This window comes from Streptomyces ruber (assembly GCF_014648075.1).
GTDB lineage: Bacteria > Actinomycetota > Actinomycetes > Streptomycetales > Streptomycetaceae > Streptomyces > Streptomyces ruber.
This window is the reverse complement of sequence record NZ_BMQK01000001.1, coordinates 659,455-675,134: the sequence shown is the minus strand read 5'-3', so window position 1 is coordinate 675,134 and position 15,680 is coordinate 659,455. Positions and strand designations below refer to the sequence as shown.

At 71.9% G+C, this 15,680-nt stretch carries 12 protein-coding genes; 6 read left to right on the top strand and 6 right to left on the bottom strand.

The genetic code is table 11. The annotated features are described in order from the left end of the window. The first annotated feature begins 179 nt into the window (after positions 1-179). Together IEZ04_RS03160 and IEZ04_RS03155 are read left to right on the top strand one after the other, a co-directional pair. On the top strand, positions 180-2,357 hold the full coding sequence (locus IEZ04_RS03160) for an ATP-binding SpoIIE family protein phosphatase (protein WP_189215024.1): 2,178 nt from the start codon (positions 180-182) through the stop codon (positions 2,355-2,357). A 236-nt stretch (positions 2,358-2,593) separates the two neighbouring features. Next, positions 2,594-4,057: a catalase gene (locus IEZ04_RS03155; RefSeq protein WP_189215023.1), complete on the top strand. Its 1,464-nt coding sequence runs from the start codon at positions 2,594-2,596 to the stop codon at positions 4,055-4,057. 41 nt (positions 4,058-4,098) lie between these two features. Here the strand turns inward: IEZ04_RS03155 and IEZ04_RS03150 are convergent, their stop codons facing one another. Beyond that, positions 4,099-6,432, bottom strand: a complete 2,334-nt coding sequence (locus IEZ04_RS03150; RefSeq protein ID WP_189215022.1) for a transglycosylase domain-containing protein — start codon at positions 6,430-6,432, stop codon at positions 4,099-4,101. Between the two features lie 317 nt (positions 6,433-6,749). Between IEZ04_RS03150 and IEZ04_RS03145 the strand changes: the two genes are divergently transcribed. The 3 genes from IEZ04_RS03145 to IEZ04_RS03135 are packed head-to-tail and all read left to right on the top strand — an operon-like array spanning position 6,750 to position 10,305. Further along, on the top strand, positions 6,750-7,274 hold the full coding sequence (locus IEZ04_RS03145; protein WP_189215021.1) for a PadR family transcriptional regulator: 525 nt from the start codon (positions 6,750-6,752) through the stop codon (positions 7,272-7,274). After that, positions 7,271-7,972, top strand: a complete 702-nt coding sequence (locus tag IEZ04_RS03140) for an ABC transporter ATP-binding protein (protein WP_189215020.1) — start codon at positions 7,271-7,273, stop codon at positions 7,970-7,972. The genes IEZ04_RS03145 and IEZ04_RS03140 overlap by 4 nt, the downstream gene beginning before the upstream one ends. Further along, entirely contained in the window at positions 7,969-10,305 is a 2,337-nt protein-coding gene (locus tag IEZ04_RS03135; RefSeq protein WP_189215019.1) for an ABC transporter permease, read from the top strand. Before IEZ04_RS03140 ends, IEZ04_RS03135 begins: the two co-directional genes overlap by 4 nt. A gap of 63 nt (positions 10,306-10,368) precedes the next feature. Here IEZ04_RS03135 and IEZ04_RS03130 read toward each other — a convergent pair whose 3' ends face one another. The 3 genes from IEZ04_RS03130 to IEZ04_RS03120 are packed head-to-tail and all read right to left on the bottom strand — an operon-like array spanning position 10,369 to position 12,318. Then, complete coding sequence (locus tag IEZ04_RS03130) at positions 10,369-10,797, bottom strand: hypothetical protein (protein WP_229820805.1); 429 nt, start codon at positions 10,795-10,797, stop codon at positions 10,369-10,371. Between the two features lie 4 nt (positions 10,798-10,801). After that, positions 10,802-11,224 (bottom strand): roadblock/LC7 domain-containing protein, encoded by a 423-nt coding sequence (locus tag IEZ04_RS03125; protein WP_189215018.1) that lies wholly within the window; start codon positions 11,222-11,224, stop codon positions 10,802-10,804. Between the two features lie 14 nt (positions 11,225-11,238). Next, the gene (locus IEZ04_RS03120) at positions 11,239-12,318 is read right to left on the bottom strand and encodes a MarR family transcriptional regulator (RefSeq protein WP_189215017.1); all 1,080 of its coding nucleotides are present in this window, start codon (positions 12,316-12,318) and stop codon (positions 11,239-11,241) included. Between the two features lie 175 nt (positions 12,319-12,493). Between IEZ04_RS03120 and ahpD the strand changes: the two genes are divergently transcribed. Next, positions 12,494-13,027, top strand: a complete 534-nt coding sequence (ahpD, locus tag IEZ04_RS03115; RefSeq protein WP_189215016.1) for an alkylhydroperoxidase, AhpD family — start codon at positions 12,494-12,496, stop codon at positions 13,025-13,027. Positions 13,028-13,114: 87 nt separating this feature from the next. Here the strand turns inward: ahpD and IEZ04_RS03110 are convergent, their stop codons facing one another. Both IEZ04_RS03110 and IEZ04_RS03105 read right to left on the bottom strand, forming a co-directional pair. Then, positions 13,115-14,419 (bottom strand): AI-2E family transporter, encoded by a 1,305-nt coding sequence (locus IEZ04_RS03110; protein WP_189215015.1) that lies wholly within the window; start codon positions 14,417-14,419, stop codon positions 13,115-13,117. A 122-nt stretch (positions 14,420-14,541) separates the two neighbouring features. Continuing rightward, positions 14,542-15,249 (bottom strand): aggregation-promoting factor C-terminal-like domain-containing protein, encoded by a 708-nt coding sequence (locus tag IEZ04_RS03105; protein ID WP_428838039.1) that lies wholly within the window; start codon positions 15,247-15,249, stop codon positions 14,542-14,544. Positions 15,250-15,680 lie beyond the last annotated feature (431 nt).

Genomic DNA, 15,680 nt, shown 5'->3' with positions numbered 1-15,680 from the left:
CGACGGTCCGCGCCGTCCGCGACCGGACCCGCCACGACCGTCCGCGGCACCGTGACCGCCTCCGGAAGTGCGGGGATTCCGTTCCCCGGGCCCGTCTTGCGGGTATCCGGTTCTCGGCGGGACGCAACTACGGGTTCGCTGCGGGACCGACTGCACGCACGGCGCGCAGCCCCGGACGGATGGATTCGACACGCGTGACGGAGCACCCCATCTCCCATGAGCGCCCCCTGCCGGGCGCGAGCCCCGCGGATCCCTGCGGGGCACTCCTGCGTACCCCGGAAACGCCCCCCGTGCCCTCTTCCTCCGCATTACCCGCTCAGCCACGCATGGGTGAGGCCCCGGGCGAGCCGGACGGCACCGCGGCGTCCGGCGGCACGGACCTCCAGGGCGCGGACGCCGTGCCCGGTCCCGGTCCGGCCGCCGACGGCCGTGGCATGTCCGGCATCTCGGCGAGCGGCGGCCTGGAGCACGCGCAGCCCGCTGCCGCCGACTCCGACCAGACGCACCGGCCGCGCCCCGCGCCGGAGAGCATCCCCGAGCAGCCGGGCCCCGGGCAGGAACGCATCCCCGGCCCGCCCGGCGACTCCGGCGTGCCCGCCGGGACCGAGCCGCGCCAAGGGCAGGGCGCGGTGCCGGGCGCTCCCATGACGATGCGGCGGGACGGCGACCGGCTGCGCTTCGTGGGGGCGGCGACCCGGCGGATCGCCCGGGGCATCGACCTGGACGAGATCGTCATGGGTCTGTGCCGGGCCACCGTGCCGACGTTCTCGGACGCGATCCTGGTCTTCCTGCGCGAGCCGCTGCCAGTCGGCGACGAGCGGCCCACCGGTCCGGTGGTGCTGCGGCTGCGCCGTACCGACCGGATCCCCGAGGACCGTGACGTCGAGACCGGCTTCCTGGCCACGCTGCCGCCCGAGCCGGGCGAGCTGTCGTCGGTCACGGCGGAGCTGTGCGAGGTACGGCCCGGCGGTGCGCTCAACGAGGTGCTGCGGGGCGTGCGGCCCGTGTTCGCGGACGCGCCCGCGGCCCGCGCCGCGCTGCCGGAACTCCTCGGCGACGAGGCCGACGTGACGGTGCCGTCCGGACAGCGCGCGATCCTCGCGCCGCTGCGCGGGCGGCGCCGGGTGATCGGCGCCGCGCTGTTCCTGCGCCGTCCGGAGCGCGCGGCGTTCGAGACGGACGACCTGCTGGTGGCCGCCCAGCTCGCCACGCACAGCGCGCTCGGCATAGACAAGGCGGTGCTGTACGGCCGCGAGGCGTACATCGCGGACGAGCTGCAGCGCACGATGCTCCCCGAGACCCTGCCGCGGCCCACGGGTGTGCGGCTCGCCTCGCGCTACCTCCCGGCCGCCGAGACCGCCCGCGTCGGCGGCGACTGGTACGACGCGATCCCGCTGCCGGGCAGCCGGGTCGCGCTGGTCGTGGGCGACGTCATGGGGCACTCCATGACCTCGGCGGCGATCATGGGGCAGCTGCGCACCACCGCGCAGACCCTCGCCGGGCTCGACCTGCCGCCGCAGGAGGTGCTGCACCACCTCGACGAGCAGGCCCAGCGCCTCGGCACCGACCGCATGGCGACCTGCCTGTACGCGGTGTACGACCCGGTCTCGCACCGCATCACCATCGCCAACGCCGGCCATCCGCCGCCCGTGCTGCTGCACCTGGGCGGCCGGGCCGAGGTGCTGCGGGTGCCGCCGGGCGCCCCGATCGGTGTGGGCGGCGTGGACTTCGAGGCCGTCGAACTGGACGCGCCCGCCGGGGCCACGCTGCTGCTCTACACCGACGGCCTGGTGGAGTCCCGGCTGCGGGACGTGTGGACCGGCATAGAGCAGCTGCGCGAGAAGCTCGCCGCGACCGCGCAGCTGACCGGCCCGGACCACCCGCCGCCGCTGGAGGCGCTGTGCGACGAGGTGCTCGACATGCTCGGCCCGGGCGACCGGGACGACGACATCGCACTGCTCGCCGCCCGCTTCGACGGGATCGCGCCCAGTGACGTCGCGTACTGGTTCCTGGAGCCGGAGGAGATGGCCCCGGGCCGGGCCCGGCGGTTCGCCCGGCAGGCGCTGTCGCGCTGGGGCCTGGAGGAGCTGTCCGACTCGGTGGAGCTGCTGATCAGCGAGGTCGTCACCAACGCGGTGCGGTACGCCTCCCGGCCGGTCACCCTGCGACTGCTGCGCACGGACGTGCTGCGCTGCGAGGTCACCGACGACGTCCCGCAGCTGCCGCGGCTGCGCAACGCACGCGCCACCGACGAGGGCGGGCGCGGACTGTATCTGGTCAACAAACTGGCCAGACGGTGGGGCGCGACCCGGCTCAGTGCGGGCAAGGTGGTGTGGTTCGAGCTGAACCCGGCCTGACGGCCGGCGCCCGTACGAGGCGCACGACGTGAGGGGCGGCCCGCAGCGGGCCGCCCCTCACGTCGTACCGGAAGACGCCGCGGAAAGGGTCGCAGAAGGCGTCGCAGAAGAGAACCGGAATTAGACCCCGTCCAAATCTTGCCGACACCCTGTCGGCGGAGTTGACTGCTGAGCTGAACCAACCGAACGGAGCGACCTTCGCACACCCTCACCCTCGTCCCGACAGGAGGACGCTCGTGTCCCAGGTACCGCAGTCGGTTCCGTACAGCACGACCAACGCGGGCATACCGGTGGAGAGCGACGAGCACTCGCTCACCGTGGGTTCCAACGGCCCGATCCTGCTCCAGGACCACTATCTGATCGAGAAGATGGCCCAGTTCAACCGGGAACGGGTCCCCGAGCGAGTGGTGCACGCCAAGGGCAGTGGCGCGTACGGCTTCCTCGAGATCACCAACGACGTCAGCCAGTTCACCAAGGCGGACCTCTTCCAGCCGGGCAAACGCACCGAGATGCTCGCCCGGTTCTCCACCGTGGCGGGCGAGCTCGGCTCCCCCGACACCTGGCGCGACCCGCGCGGCTTCGCGCTCAAGTTCTACACCGAGCACGGCAACTACGACCTGGTCGGCAACAACACCCCGGTCTTCTTCGTCCGCGACCCGATGAAGTTCCAGGACTTCATCCGCTCGCAGAAGCGCCACCCGGTCACCGGGCTGCGGAACAACGACATGCAGTGGGACTTCTGGACCCTCTCGCCCGAGTCCGCGCACCAGGTGACGTGGCTCATGGGCGACCGGGGCATTCCGCGGACGTACCGCCACATGAACGGCTACTCGTCCCACACCTACATGTGGGTCAACGCCGGTGGCGAGCGGTTCTGGGTCAAATACCACATCAAGACCGACCAGGGCATCGAGTTCCTCACCCAGGCCGAGGCCGACGACCTCGCCGGCCGGGACGCCGACGTGCACCGCCGCGACCTGTACGAGGCGATCGAGCGCGGCGAGCACCCGTCCTGGACGGTCCATGTGCAGGTGATGCCGTTCGACGACGCACCCGACTACCGGTTCAACCCGTTCGACCTGACGAAGGTGTGGCCGCACGGCGACTACCCGCTGATCGAGGTCGGCCGGATGACCCTGGACAAGAACCCGCCGGACCATTTCGTCCATATCGAGCAGGCCGCGTTCGAGCCGTCCAACATGGTGCCCGGCATCGGCCCGTCCCCGGACAAGATGCTGCTCGGCCGGCTCTTCTCGTACCCGGACACGCACCGCTACCGCATCGGCCCGAACTACACGCAGCTGCCGCCCAACCGGCCGCGCTCGCAGGTGCACTCGTACGCCAAGGACGGCCCGATGCGCTACAAGCCCGCCGACACGGCGATGCCGTACGCGCCCAACTCCTACGGCGGGCCGGCCGCGGCCGTGACGCAGTTCGGCGACGTCGCGGGCTGGCGGACGGCGGGCGAGATGGTGCGCGAGGCGTACCGGCTGCACCGCGAGGACGACGACTTCGGGCAGGCGGGCACACAGGTCCGGCAGGTCCTCGACGACGCGGCGCGGGACCGGCTGGTCTCCAACGTCACCGGGCACCTGCGGCAGGGGGTCTCCCGGCCGGTGCTGGACCGCGCGCTGCAGTACTGGCGCAACATCGACAAGGAGCTCGGCGACCGGATCGCGAAGAACGTGAACGGCATGTAGTCACGTCGACGGGGTGGCCTCACGGGCCACCCCGTCACCGCCTACTGGCCGTTCCCCTGCCACCACCCGTTGCCGCTCCCGTTCCCGTCCTCCTCCCCGGCCGGGGGCGACTCGCTCGCCGAGCTCGCCGGCGGGCTGACGGACGGGCTGCCCGAACCGCTCTCGCCGGTGTCCGGGGGCTCCGACGTCGTCGTCTCGTCGGTCGGGGTCTCCGACGGGGGCGGTGACGAGGACGGCTCCTCGCTGGTCGGCGTCTCGGACGGGGTCTGCGTCGGCGTCTCCTCGACCGTGGCCGTCTCGGTCGGCTGGACCGCGGCGCCCTGGTTGGTCTCCAGGTCGAACCGGGACACGTCGCCCATCGCGCCGAAGGTGTACTCGGCCCAGATCTTCGCCGGGAAGCCACCGCCGGCGACGCGGCCCTTGCCCGGCAGGGTGCCGGTCGCGCCCTGGAGGGTGACCTGGGCGTGCGTCTCGGAGTCCTCGCCGAACAGGCCGACCGAGGTGACCAGGTTCGGGGTGTAGCCGGTGAACCACGCCGACTTGTTGTCGTCGGAGGTACCGGTCTTGCCGGCCACCTGCTGGCCGCGGCGCTGCGGGTTGTCGCGCACCGACTTCTGGGCCGTACCGTCGTCGACCACGCCGGTGAGCACCGAGGTGACCGTGTCGGCGGCCGTGCGGCTGATGACCTGCTCGCCGATCGCGTCGGGCATCTCGACCGAGCCGTCCTTGTGCTCGGCGGAGGCCACGATCGCCGGGGTGACCTTACGGCCGTGGTTGTCGAGGGTGGCGTAGACGCCGGCCATCTCCAGCGGGCTCGCGCCCATGGAGCCGAGGGTCTGGGCGGGCACCGCCTGCTCGTCCTCGACGTCCATGCCGAGCTTGCCCGCGACCTCCATCACCTTCTCCATGCCGACGTCGACGCCCATCTGCGCGAACACGGAGTTGACGGACTTGTTCATGGCGGACTGCACGGTGACGGGCCCGTAGTCGACGTCGTCCTCGTTCGGCGGGGCGAACCCGACCTCCTCACCGTTCGCGTCGACGACCGGCCGCTCGCTGTCACCGTCGTAGACGGTGCTCGCGGTGATCGGCTGCCCCTCCTGCGTCGTCGCCTCCTCCTCGACGGCGGCGGCGAGGATGACGGGCTTGAAGGTGGAGGCGGGCTGGTAGTCGGCGCGCGTGGCGTTGTTGGTGAAGTGCTGGACGTAGTCCACCCCGCCGTACATCGCGAGGACCTTGCCGGTCTTCGGGTCGACCGAGACGGCGCCGGCCTGCACGTCGCCGTCGACGTCCCGCTTCTCCGGGTCCAGCTTGCTGGTGAGGGTGTCCTTGACGGACTCCTCCAGCTGCGTCTGCTTCTTCTTGTCGACGTTCAGCGTGACGGTCCAGCCGCCCTTGTCGACCATCGCCAGGGCCTCGTCGGTGTCGGTGGCCGAACCCTGGGCGACGAGCTGCCGCGCCAGTTCCTTGTTGGCCGCCTCCACCAGGTATCCGGTCTGGCCCTCCAGGCCCGGCGCGCCCTGCGGCTCCTGCGGGACGGGGAACTCCATGGCGTCGCGCTGGGCCTTGTCCAGCCACTTCATCTCGACCATGTTGTTCAGCACGTAGTCCCAGCGCTCCCGGACGAGCTTCTTGCTCGTGTCGGAGGCGACGGCCCAGTCGTACTGGCTCGGGGCCTGGAGCAGCGCGGCGAGGTAGGCGCCCTGCTCGACGGTCAGCCTGTCGGCGTCCACGCGGTAGTACGCCTGGGCGGCGGCCTGGATGCCGTAGGCGCCGCGGCCGTAGTAGCTGGTGTTGATGTAGCCCGCGAGGATCTCGTCCTTGCTCTTCTCGCGGTCCACCTTCAGCGAGATGACCAGCTCCTTGAGCTTGCGGCTGATCGTCTGGTCGGAGGTGAGGTAGTAGTTCTTCACGTACTGCTGGGTGATCGTCGAGCCACCCTGCTTGCCCTTGCCGGAGAGCGTGTTGATCAGACCGCGGGCCGTGCCCTTGAAGTCGACGCCCGCGTCGTCGTAGAACGACTTGTTCTCGGCGGCCACGAACGTGCGCTGGACGTCCTTGGGGACCTCGGCGAGGTCGACGATCTGCCGGTTGACGCCTTCGCCGCTGCGGGCGAGCGTGCTGCCGTCGCTGTACTTGTAGACGTTGGACTGCTGCTGTGCGGCCGCGTTCCCCGCGGGGACGCCGATGAGCAGGTACAGCGCGACGAAGCCGAGCATCCCGAGCAGGCAGAGGGTGAAGAACGCGCCGAGGAGCTTCCTGAAGGTGAAGAAGCGGCCTATCCCGCCCTTGCCGCCGGCTCCCCCGGACGAGCGCCTGGGCGCCGCGCGGCGGCCCCGGCGCTGCCGCGCTCGTCTCTCTTCCGCTCGTCCCATGGTGGTGGTCCGCTCGCTTCCTGCTCGTCCTTCTCGCCTGTCACCCGTGTGTCGTCGGTCGACCCAGAAAGCTAACACCGCGGGCTGTGACAAAGGCTTGTCATACCGGCTTTTCAAGGCGTGAGAATCAGCACGCGCGCCCTACCGAACCGACGTCGGGGAAGGGCGAAAGGTTGCCCCCGCGGGCTCGCGAGCCGGGACCGCCTTCGTGGCGGAACCGTGACAATCGCCGTTGACCTGCGGATTCGGCACTCGGCTCACGATGTATGCACAGGACGTATACACGGCAGGTATACGCACTGTGTAGAGTCCTCGGCATGTCCATTGGTCACACCCTCCTGGGACTCCTGGAGTCCGGACCCCGCCACGGTTACGACCTGAAGCGGGCCTTCGACGAGAAGTTCGGTCACGACCGGCCGCTGCACTACGGCCAGGTCTACTCGACGATGTCGCGGCTGCTGAAGAACGGCCTCGTCGAGGTCGACGGCATCGAGCCGGGCGGCGGGCCCGAGCGGAAGCGGTACGCGATCACCGACGCAGGCGTCACGGACGTCCAGCAATGGCTCGCCACGCCCGAGAAGCCGGAGCCGTACCTCCAGTCGACCCTCTACACCAAGGTCGTCCTGGCCCTCCTCACCCACCGGAACGCCGCCGAGCTCCTCGACACCCAGCGCTCCGAGCACCTGCGCCTGATGCGCATCCTCACCGACCGCAAGCGCCAGGGCGACCTCGCCGACCAGCTGATCTGCGACCACGCCCTGTTCCACCTGGAGGCCGACCTGCGCTGGCTGGAGCTGACCGCCGCCCGGCTGGACCGGCTCGCCGAGGCGGTGACCCGATGACCGCCACCGCGACGCCCCCCGCCGGCTCCCTGCTCACCGCCCACGACCTGCGCAAGGCGTACGGCCCGACCACCGCCCTGGACGGCGCCTCCTTCTCCATCCACCCCGGCGAGGTCGTCGCCGTGATGGGCCCCTCCGGCTCCGGCAAGTCGACCCTGCTGCACTGCCTCGCCGGGATCGTCACCCCCGACTCCGGCTCGATCACCTACAGCGGCCGCGAGATGGCGACCATGAACGACTCGCAGCGCAGCGCCCTGCGGCGCTCGGAGTTCGGCTTCGTCTTCCAGTTCGGCCAGCTCGTGCCCGAGCTGACCTGCGTGGAGAACGTCGCCCTGCCGCTGCGGCTGAACGGCACCTCCCGCAAGGAGGCCGAGCGCGCCGCCCTCACCTGGATGGAGCGCCTGGAGGTCGACGGCCTGAAGGGCAAGCGGCCCGGTGAGGTCTCCGGCGGCCAGGGACAGCGCGTCGCCGTGGCCCGCGCGCTGGTGACGAACCCGCGCGTGCTCTTCGCCGACGAGCCGACCGGCGCCCTGGACTCGCTCAACGGCGAGCGCGTGATGGAGCTGCTCACGGAGGCCGCCCGGTCCACCAACGCGGCCGTCGTCCTGGTCACCCACGAGGCACGGGTCGCCGCGTACTCCGACCGGGAGGTCGTCGTACGGGACGGGAAGTCGCGGGACATGGAGCGGATCGTATGAACGTGCGGCAGTGGTCGCGGGACCTGGCCCTGGGCGTCAGATTCGCGTTGACGGGCGGCCGTGAGGGGTGGGTGCGGCTGCTGCTCACCGGCGTCGGCGTCGGGCTGGGGGTGGCGCTGCTGCTGCTCACCACGGCGATACCGAACGCGCTGGCGGCGCGTGACGCGCGGGAGGACGCCCGCACCGACATCACCTTCTCCTGGGAGGACGTCCCGAAGGGGGACGACACGATCCTGGTCGCGAACGTGAGCACCACCTACCACGGCGCGAACATCCGTGGCCGGGAGGTGGAGCCCGACGGCCCCCACGCACCGGCGCCGCCGGGCGTGTCGAAGCTGCCCGCCCCCGGCGAGATGGTGGTGTCCCCCGCGCTGGAGGAGCTGCTGGCGTCCGGCGAGGGCCGGCTGCTCCGGGAGCGGCTGCCGGAACGGATCGTCGGCACCATCGGGGAGAGCGGGCTGGTCGGCCCCGCGGAGCTCGTCTTCGTCCGGGGCGGCGAGGACCTGGAGTCCCGGATCGACACCGCCGCTGCGGTGGCCCGGATCGACGGCTTCGGTGACCGCGAGCCCCAGCCGTCCGAGCCGTGGGACCCCGTCCTGCTCCTGATGGTCCTGGTCGTCTTCGTGGTCCTGCTGATGCCGGTGGGCGTCTTCATCGCCACCGCGGTGCGGTTCGGGGGCGAGCGGCGCGACCGGCGGCTCGCGGCGCTCCGGCTGATCGGCTCCGACAGCCGGATGACCCGGCGGATCGCCGCCGGCGAGGCCCTCGCGGGTGCCCTGCTCGGCCTTCTCTTCGGCGCGGTCTTCTTCCTGCTGGCACGTCAGCTGGCGGGGTCGGTGGAACTGCTCGAGATCAGCGTGTACCCGAGCTACCTGAGCCCCTCGCCCCTGCTGGCCGTGCTGGTCGCCGTCGCGGTTCCCGCCGCGGCGGTGCTGGTCACCCTGCTCGCGCTGCGCGGTGTGGTGATCGAGCCGCTCGGCGTGGTGCGCCTGTCCCGGCCCGCCCGGCGCCGGCTGTGGTGGCGGCTGCTGCTGCCGGTGGTCGGACTCGCGATGCTCGCCCCGATGATCGGCCAGGGCGGCGACGACGGGAACTTCAACCAGTACCTCGTGACCGGCGGTGTCGTCCTGCTGCTCGTCGGCGTCACCGCGCTGCTGCCGTGGGTCGTCGAGACGGTCGTCGCGCGCCTCGGCGCCGGACCGGTCTCCTGGCAGCTCGCCGTCCGCAGGCTCCAGGTGAGCAGTGGCTCGGCGGCCCGCATGGTCAACGGCATCGCGGTGGCGGTGGCGGGCGCGATCGCCCTGCAGATGCTGTTCGCCGGCGCCGAGAGCCAGTACACGCGGGACTCGGGGAAGGACCTGAGCCGGGCGCAGATGTCCGTGCGGGTTCCCGAGGGGACCGCACTCGACACGGTCGCGGAGGAGTTCCGCGCGACCGAGGGCGTCGACGCGGTGTACGCCCTCTCCTCGACCTATGCGAACGACCGGCCGGGCGACGAGGCCGAACTCATCTCCGAGGTGACCGTCGGCGACTGCCGGACCCTGCGCGAGGTGGCGGCTCTGCCCTCCTGCCAGGACGGCGACGTCTTCGTGGTGAACGGCGCCGCGTACGACGAGGCCACGCCCGAGCTGGCGAAGGCCGGCCGGACCCTGTGGTTCGACGCGGCTCAGGACTCCCCGGGGGAGCCGACCGGGTGGACCGTCCCGGGAACCCTGAAGGAGGCGCAGTCGGTGGACGACCCGACCGGTATGCGTCGCGGCGGCTTCCTCTTCACGCCGAGCGCCCTGCCCGAGGGGGCCGAAGGGGCGGTCTCCCACGAGGTGTTCCTCGGCATCGACCGGTCCGTGCCGGACGCGCCCGAGCACGTCCGGAACACGGCGGCGGCCGTCGACCCGTACAGCGAGCCCTCGCAGTGGGCGTCCGTCGAGCGGAGCGAACGCTTCGACTCCATCCGCACCGGTCTGTTCGTGGGCGCCGCCTGTGTGCTGTTCCTGATCGGAGCGAGCCTGCTGGTCTCCCAGCTGGAGCAGCTGCGCGAGCGGAGGAAGCTGCTGTCCGCGCTGGTCGCCTTCGGTACCCGGCGCCGCACCCTGAGCCTGTCGGTGCTGTGGCAGACCGCGGTGCCGATCGCGCTCGGGCTGGCGCTGTCCATGACCGTCGGGCTGGCCCTGGGTGCGGTCCTGCTGAAGATGACGGCCGTCCCGGTGGTCGTCGACTGGGTGAGCGTGTGGTCGATGACCGGCTTCGGCGCGGCCGTGGTGCTGGCGGTCACCCTGCTCAGCCTGCCGCCGCTGCTGAGGCTGATGCGGCCGGACGGACTGCGCACGGAGTGACCGCGCCGCATGACACGGGCCCCCTCCCGCGACCGGAGGGGGCCCGCGCGCGTGTGTGCGCCCTCAGAGGCTGTGGTTCTGCACCGCCCTCCTGGCCTGGGCGAACAGCATGCCCACGTTCACCGACTTGCGGCAGACCACCACGGCGACGACGTCCTGCTGGTCGTTCATGCGGATGAACAGGTGGGTGAGGTTCTCGCTGTTGACCAGGATCTCCTGGAAGAAGTGCTGGTCGCCGCTGATGCCGCGGCGCTCCTTGAACACGTCCTCGATCATCTGGACCGTACGGCCCTGGAACAGGTCGAGCGTGGCGCCGGCCAGCAGGTCGAGGACCTCCGGCGGATGGTTGTCGACGGTCTCGTACGACAGCAGCATGCCGGTGGACATGTCGACCACCCCCGAGGCGACGCAGTCGGGGGCCTCGGTGCGCAGCATCTTGACCAGGCTCATCACCTGGTCGGAGAAGTTCGCGTTCATACGCTTGGTCGCCACCTCCTCACACCGCCTCGGCCCCGGCCCCCGGCACGGCTCCCACCGGCGGCACCGTCCGCGGTGCCGTCAGGATCGAGCCGATACGGGTGAGGGCCGGGCGGGTCCGCTCGTGCAGCCGGTCCAGGTCGACGCCCTCGTCGCCGAGGACCACCATCAGCGCGCTCTCCCCCACCGCGTAGACGGCGGCGCAGCCGAGGCTGCCGTGGGTGACCGTCTGGTGCAGGGTGCCGCGTCCGGTCGCCGCCGCCGTACGGCGGGCGAGTCCGAGTCCCGCGGCGGCGATGGCGGCGAGCCCCTCCGGGTCGATGTCGTCGGCCGTGTCGGCGGCTATGAGGAGTCCGTCGGCGGCGGCCACCGCGGTGTCGGTGACGCCGGTGACCTGCTCGCGCAGGCCCCGCATCTCCCTGGCCAAAGCCTCGTGGTCCATGAGCTTGCTCTCCTTCAGATTCGGTTCCGCAGGCGGAAGAACCCTTTCCAGCTCGCCTCGCGGTGCGCGGCGGCGAGGGTCTCGGTGATGCCGCTGGCCCCCGGGCTGCGCCGGGGAAGCTGTCTGCGCGGTGGGGCGGCGGGCGGTGCGGGGGGCGGGGGGCGGTCGGGCCGTACGGTCCGCTCCGGCGGCGGCTCGGGGGCGCCGAGCCGTACCAGTTCGCCGAGGCGTACGGGCTGTTCGTCGGCGACGGGCTTCCCGGCCGGTTCCTCGGCCGGTTCCTCGGCCGGTTCCTCGGCCGGTCTCGCGGTCGGTTCCTCGGCCGGTGCCTCCCGTCCCAGGGGCAGCACCCCCGTCGGCGGGATGTGCACCGGGACGGGCGGGACGTCGGCGCACGCCAGCAGGCCCTCGGCGAGCATGCGGGCGACCTCGACGGTCACCGGGTAGACCCCGCGCCCGGTGAGGAAGGCGAGGTCGCGGGCGGTGCGGCGGCCGTCGGCCCGGGTGAGGAGGTCCCGTCGGACGGGCGGCAGCCGGGAGTCGTCCGGGTCGGCCCCGGAGGCGGGGACGGGACGTTCACGGTCGGGCAGGACCGGGCACGGCAGCGCGGCCAGGGCGGTGAGCTTGCGGGTCGCCTCCTGGAGCAGCCGCAGCGGGCTCTCGCCGACGGCCACCGGCGCCACGGGGCCGGCCCCGGAGGGCGCCGCGAGCGGTTCGACCGTCTCCACGCGGCCCACGACGACGGCGAACACCGCGTCCTGGAGCGCCGACACACGGACCACCCGCAGCTGCGCGGCGCCCGCGTACCCGTGGGCGATCAGCCCCGCCTCCGGCCAGCGCCCGGCACCGGGCTCGCGCAGCAGTCCGTCCCACTGCTCACCGCTGACCCTTCCCGAACGCAGGAGCAGGGCCTCGGGGCCGGGCGCGCCCGGGCTCTCCACGGCGACGACGAGTCCGCCCCGCAGGTGGAAGGCGCCGCCGGGTCTTCCACCGACCCGCAACTCTCCCGTGGCCTCGTCCCGTCCGCACTCCGCGAGGGTGCGCGACAGGAGGCCGTAACCGGCCCGGTCGAGGGAAATCCGACGGTCCGACATCGCTCCCCCTGTCCGCAGTGCGCCTGACGCGTGGTTCCGAGGGGGTATGTGTAGCAGCGGGGAAGGGCGCCGCGTACGGTCTCTTCTCACCTGCCGCCACCTGACAGCAGATGGAGTGTCCGGCGGTGCGAACAGAATGTGTTCGGTGCTCATTTGACCGATTGGATGACCGTTCATGTCCCTCGACGCGCTCGTCGCTTCCCTCCCGGACTACGCCGAGGATCTGCGGCGCAACCTGAGGGCGGTCGTCGGCGGCTCACCGCTGCCCGCGCAGCAGCTGTGGGGCACGGTGCTGGCGACGGCGGTCGCCTCCCGCTCGCCCGCCGTCCTGCGCGCACTGGGACCGGAGGCGCGGGAGCGCCTCTCACCACAGGCGTACGGGGCCGCGCGGGCCGCCGCCTCGGTGATGGCGATGAACAACGTCTTCTTCCGCACCCGGCACCTGTTGTCGGACCACGAGTACGGCGCGCTGCGGTCCGGGCTGCGGATGAACGTCACCCGCGACCCGGGCGTCGACCGGGTGGACTTCGAGCTCTGGGCGCTCGCGGTCTCCGCCCTCAACGGGTGCGGGGTGTGCCTCGACTCCCACGAGCAGGCCCTGCGCCGGGCGGGCGTCGCCCGGGAGACCGTCCAGGAGGCGTTCCGGATCGCCTCGGTGGTGCACGCGGCGGGTGTCACGCTGGACGCGGAGGCGGTGCTGGCGGAGTAGGCTCCGCCGGCGATCCGGTGCACGGCTGCGGGTTCGTCGTGGCCGGCCGCGCAGTTCCCCGCGCCCCTGAGGGGCGCGGCGGCGCCGTCAGTCGGTGGGCGCCGGTGCCTGCGCGGGCGCGGCTTCAGGTGCGGGTTCGGGCGAGGGCGGCGCCTTCCGCAGCGCCTGCCGCCGGGAGTACGCGTGCAGCGAGGCCACCACCGTGTTCGTCACCGCGACCAGCGGCACCGCGACCACCGCGCCGCCGATGCCCGCGACCAGGCCTCCGGTCGCCACCGCGAGGACGACCGCCAGCGGGTGGACGCGGACGGCGCGGCCCAGGATGAACGGCTGGAGGATGTGGCCCTCGATCTGCTGCACCGCCAGCACCACGACCAGCGTCATGACGGCGGTGAACACTCCCTGGGTGACCAGCGCGACGACCACGGCCAGCGCGCCCGACACCACGGCGCCCACCAGCGGGACGAAGGCGCCGAGGAAGATGAAGACGGCCAGCGGGACCGCCATGGGCACGTTGAGGAAGTAGATGCCGATCCCGATGAAGATCGCGTCGATCAGCGCCACGATCACCGTGCCGCGCACGTACGCGGTCAGCGTCCGCCACGCCCGCGGGCCCGCCCCGGCGACACCCGGCCGGGCCGCCGCCGGCACCAGCTTCAGCGTCCACTGCCAGATGCGGTCGCCGTCGTACAGCAGGAACAGCGTGCAGAACACCGCCAGCAGCAGGCCCGTCAGGGCCTCGACGATGACCGTCACGCCCTGGATGCCCGCCGACGTTATCTCCTCGGTGTTCGACCCGACCGCCTCGCGCAGGCTCTTGGCGATGTCGTTGATCTGGTCCTCGGTGACGTGGAACGGGCTGTTGAGGAGCCAGCCGCGCAACTCGTCGATGCCGCTCTGCACCTGGCCGGAGAGGTTGTCGATGTTCTCCATGACCTGCCAGGTCACGAACCAGCCGATGAGGCCCATGACGACGAAGCCGAGGATCGCGGTCAGGGCCGTCGCCAGTCCGCGCGGTACGCCGTGCAGCCGCAGCCGCGCCACCGTCGGCTGCAGCAGTGCCGTGATGAGCAGCGCCGCCGCGAAGGCCAGCACCACGAGCTGGACGGCGCTGATGACGCGCATCAGCACCCAGAGGGTGCCCGCGAGGACGAGCAGCCGCCAGCCGGCCTCGGCCGCGACCCGCATGCCCCAGGGGACGGCCGCCGCGGGATCGGGGCGGACCGCGGGGGCGTGGACGGACGGTACGGGGACACCGTCCTGCTGTGGCGCGTGCGCCGCAGGGTCGTGGCCGTTCTCGGAGTCCACTTCCCTGCGGCGCTGCTCCAGCCGCTCACCCCAGCCGGTGACTCCGGTGCCGACCCGGTTGAGCCACCTCGGTACTCGCGACATGAACCGTCCTCTTCCCCCGTTTTTCCCGACCACGCCCCCCGAGGTCGCCGGCTCCGACCGTACAGGGCGAAAGCCCCTCACCGAAGGACGGTGAGGGGCTCGCGGAGGTTGAGCGGCGGAGCCTAGTACCAGTTGTTGGCCTGCCAGAACGACCAGGCGCCGCAGGGGCTGCCGTAGCGCTCGTTCATGTAGTTGAGGCCCCACTTGATCTGGGTGGCCGGGTTGGTCTGCCAGTCGGCACCGGCGGACGCCATCTTGGAGCCCGGCAGCGCCTGGACGAGGCCGTAGGCGCCGGAGGAGGCGTTGACCGCCCGGTAGTTCCAGCTGGACTCGTGGTTCACGATGTTGCTGAAGCAGGTGAACTGGTCGCCCGGGATCATCTGCTGGGCCATCGCCTGGACCTGCGCGACGGTGTACGAGCTCTGGACCACGAAGTCGGAGGCGTCGGCGCGCGCGGCGGAGCGGCTGGCGGCCTCTTCCTTCTCCTTGCGCTCCTTCTCGGCCTGTGCGGCCGCCTCGGCCTTCTCCGCGGCCTTCTGCTTGTTGACCGCGTCGTCCGCGGCCTTCTTGCGGGCGGCCTCCTCGGCCGCCTTCCTGGCGCTGTTGTCCGCGGCGATGGCCTGGACGTCAGCCTGCTGCGTCAGGGAGGCGGTCTGTACCTGCGCCTGCTGACCGGCGGGGATGTCAGCGAGGAGCGTCGCGTCGCTGGCCGTCAGCTCCAGGTCGTTGTCCTGGGCGGTGCTGCCCGAGGCGACTCCGACGACACTACCGACGGCGGTGACCGCGGTGGCCGAGGCCACTGCGAATCCCCGGACCGAGATCCGGCTCACACGGTTTCCTTCCAGCATCGCCCGCTCCGGTGACCCTCACGGACGCAATCGTGCCCCTGGCTCTGGCCTCCCAACTGCGGGGTCACGGGAGGCACGGACCCGGTGGGCAACTCCCGCACGGGGAGCGCCGCGTGGTGCTCGGGCGGCATACGACGACGCTATGGAGTTCTGGTTCGTGTGCTGTTCCATACCGCTGGGGATACGGATGTGTCGTATGCGGGGCCTGACAGGAACGAGACTCTGCCGTACGCCAACGCCGCAAGGCAATTCCGGGATGCGTGTGAAAGCTCACACCTCGTACGTCCCAGGGGATTCACAGAAACCACTGCACGCGAAGGCGCCGCCCGGCTAGGCTCTTCGCCTTTGCCGAACGGCGCCGACTCACCGCACAACTCACCGCGTCCGGGGCCCCTTACGGGCCCGTGGGCGGC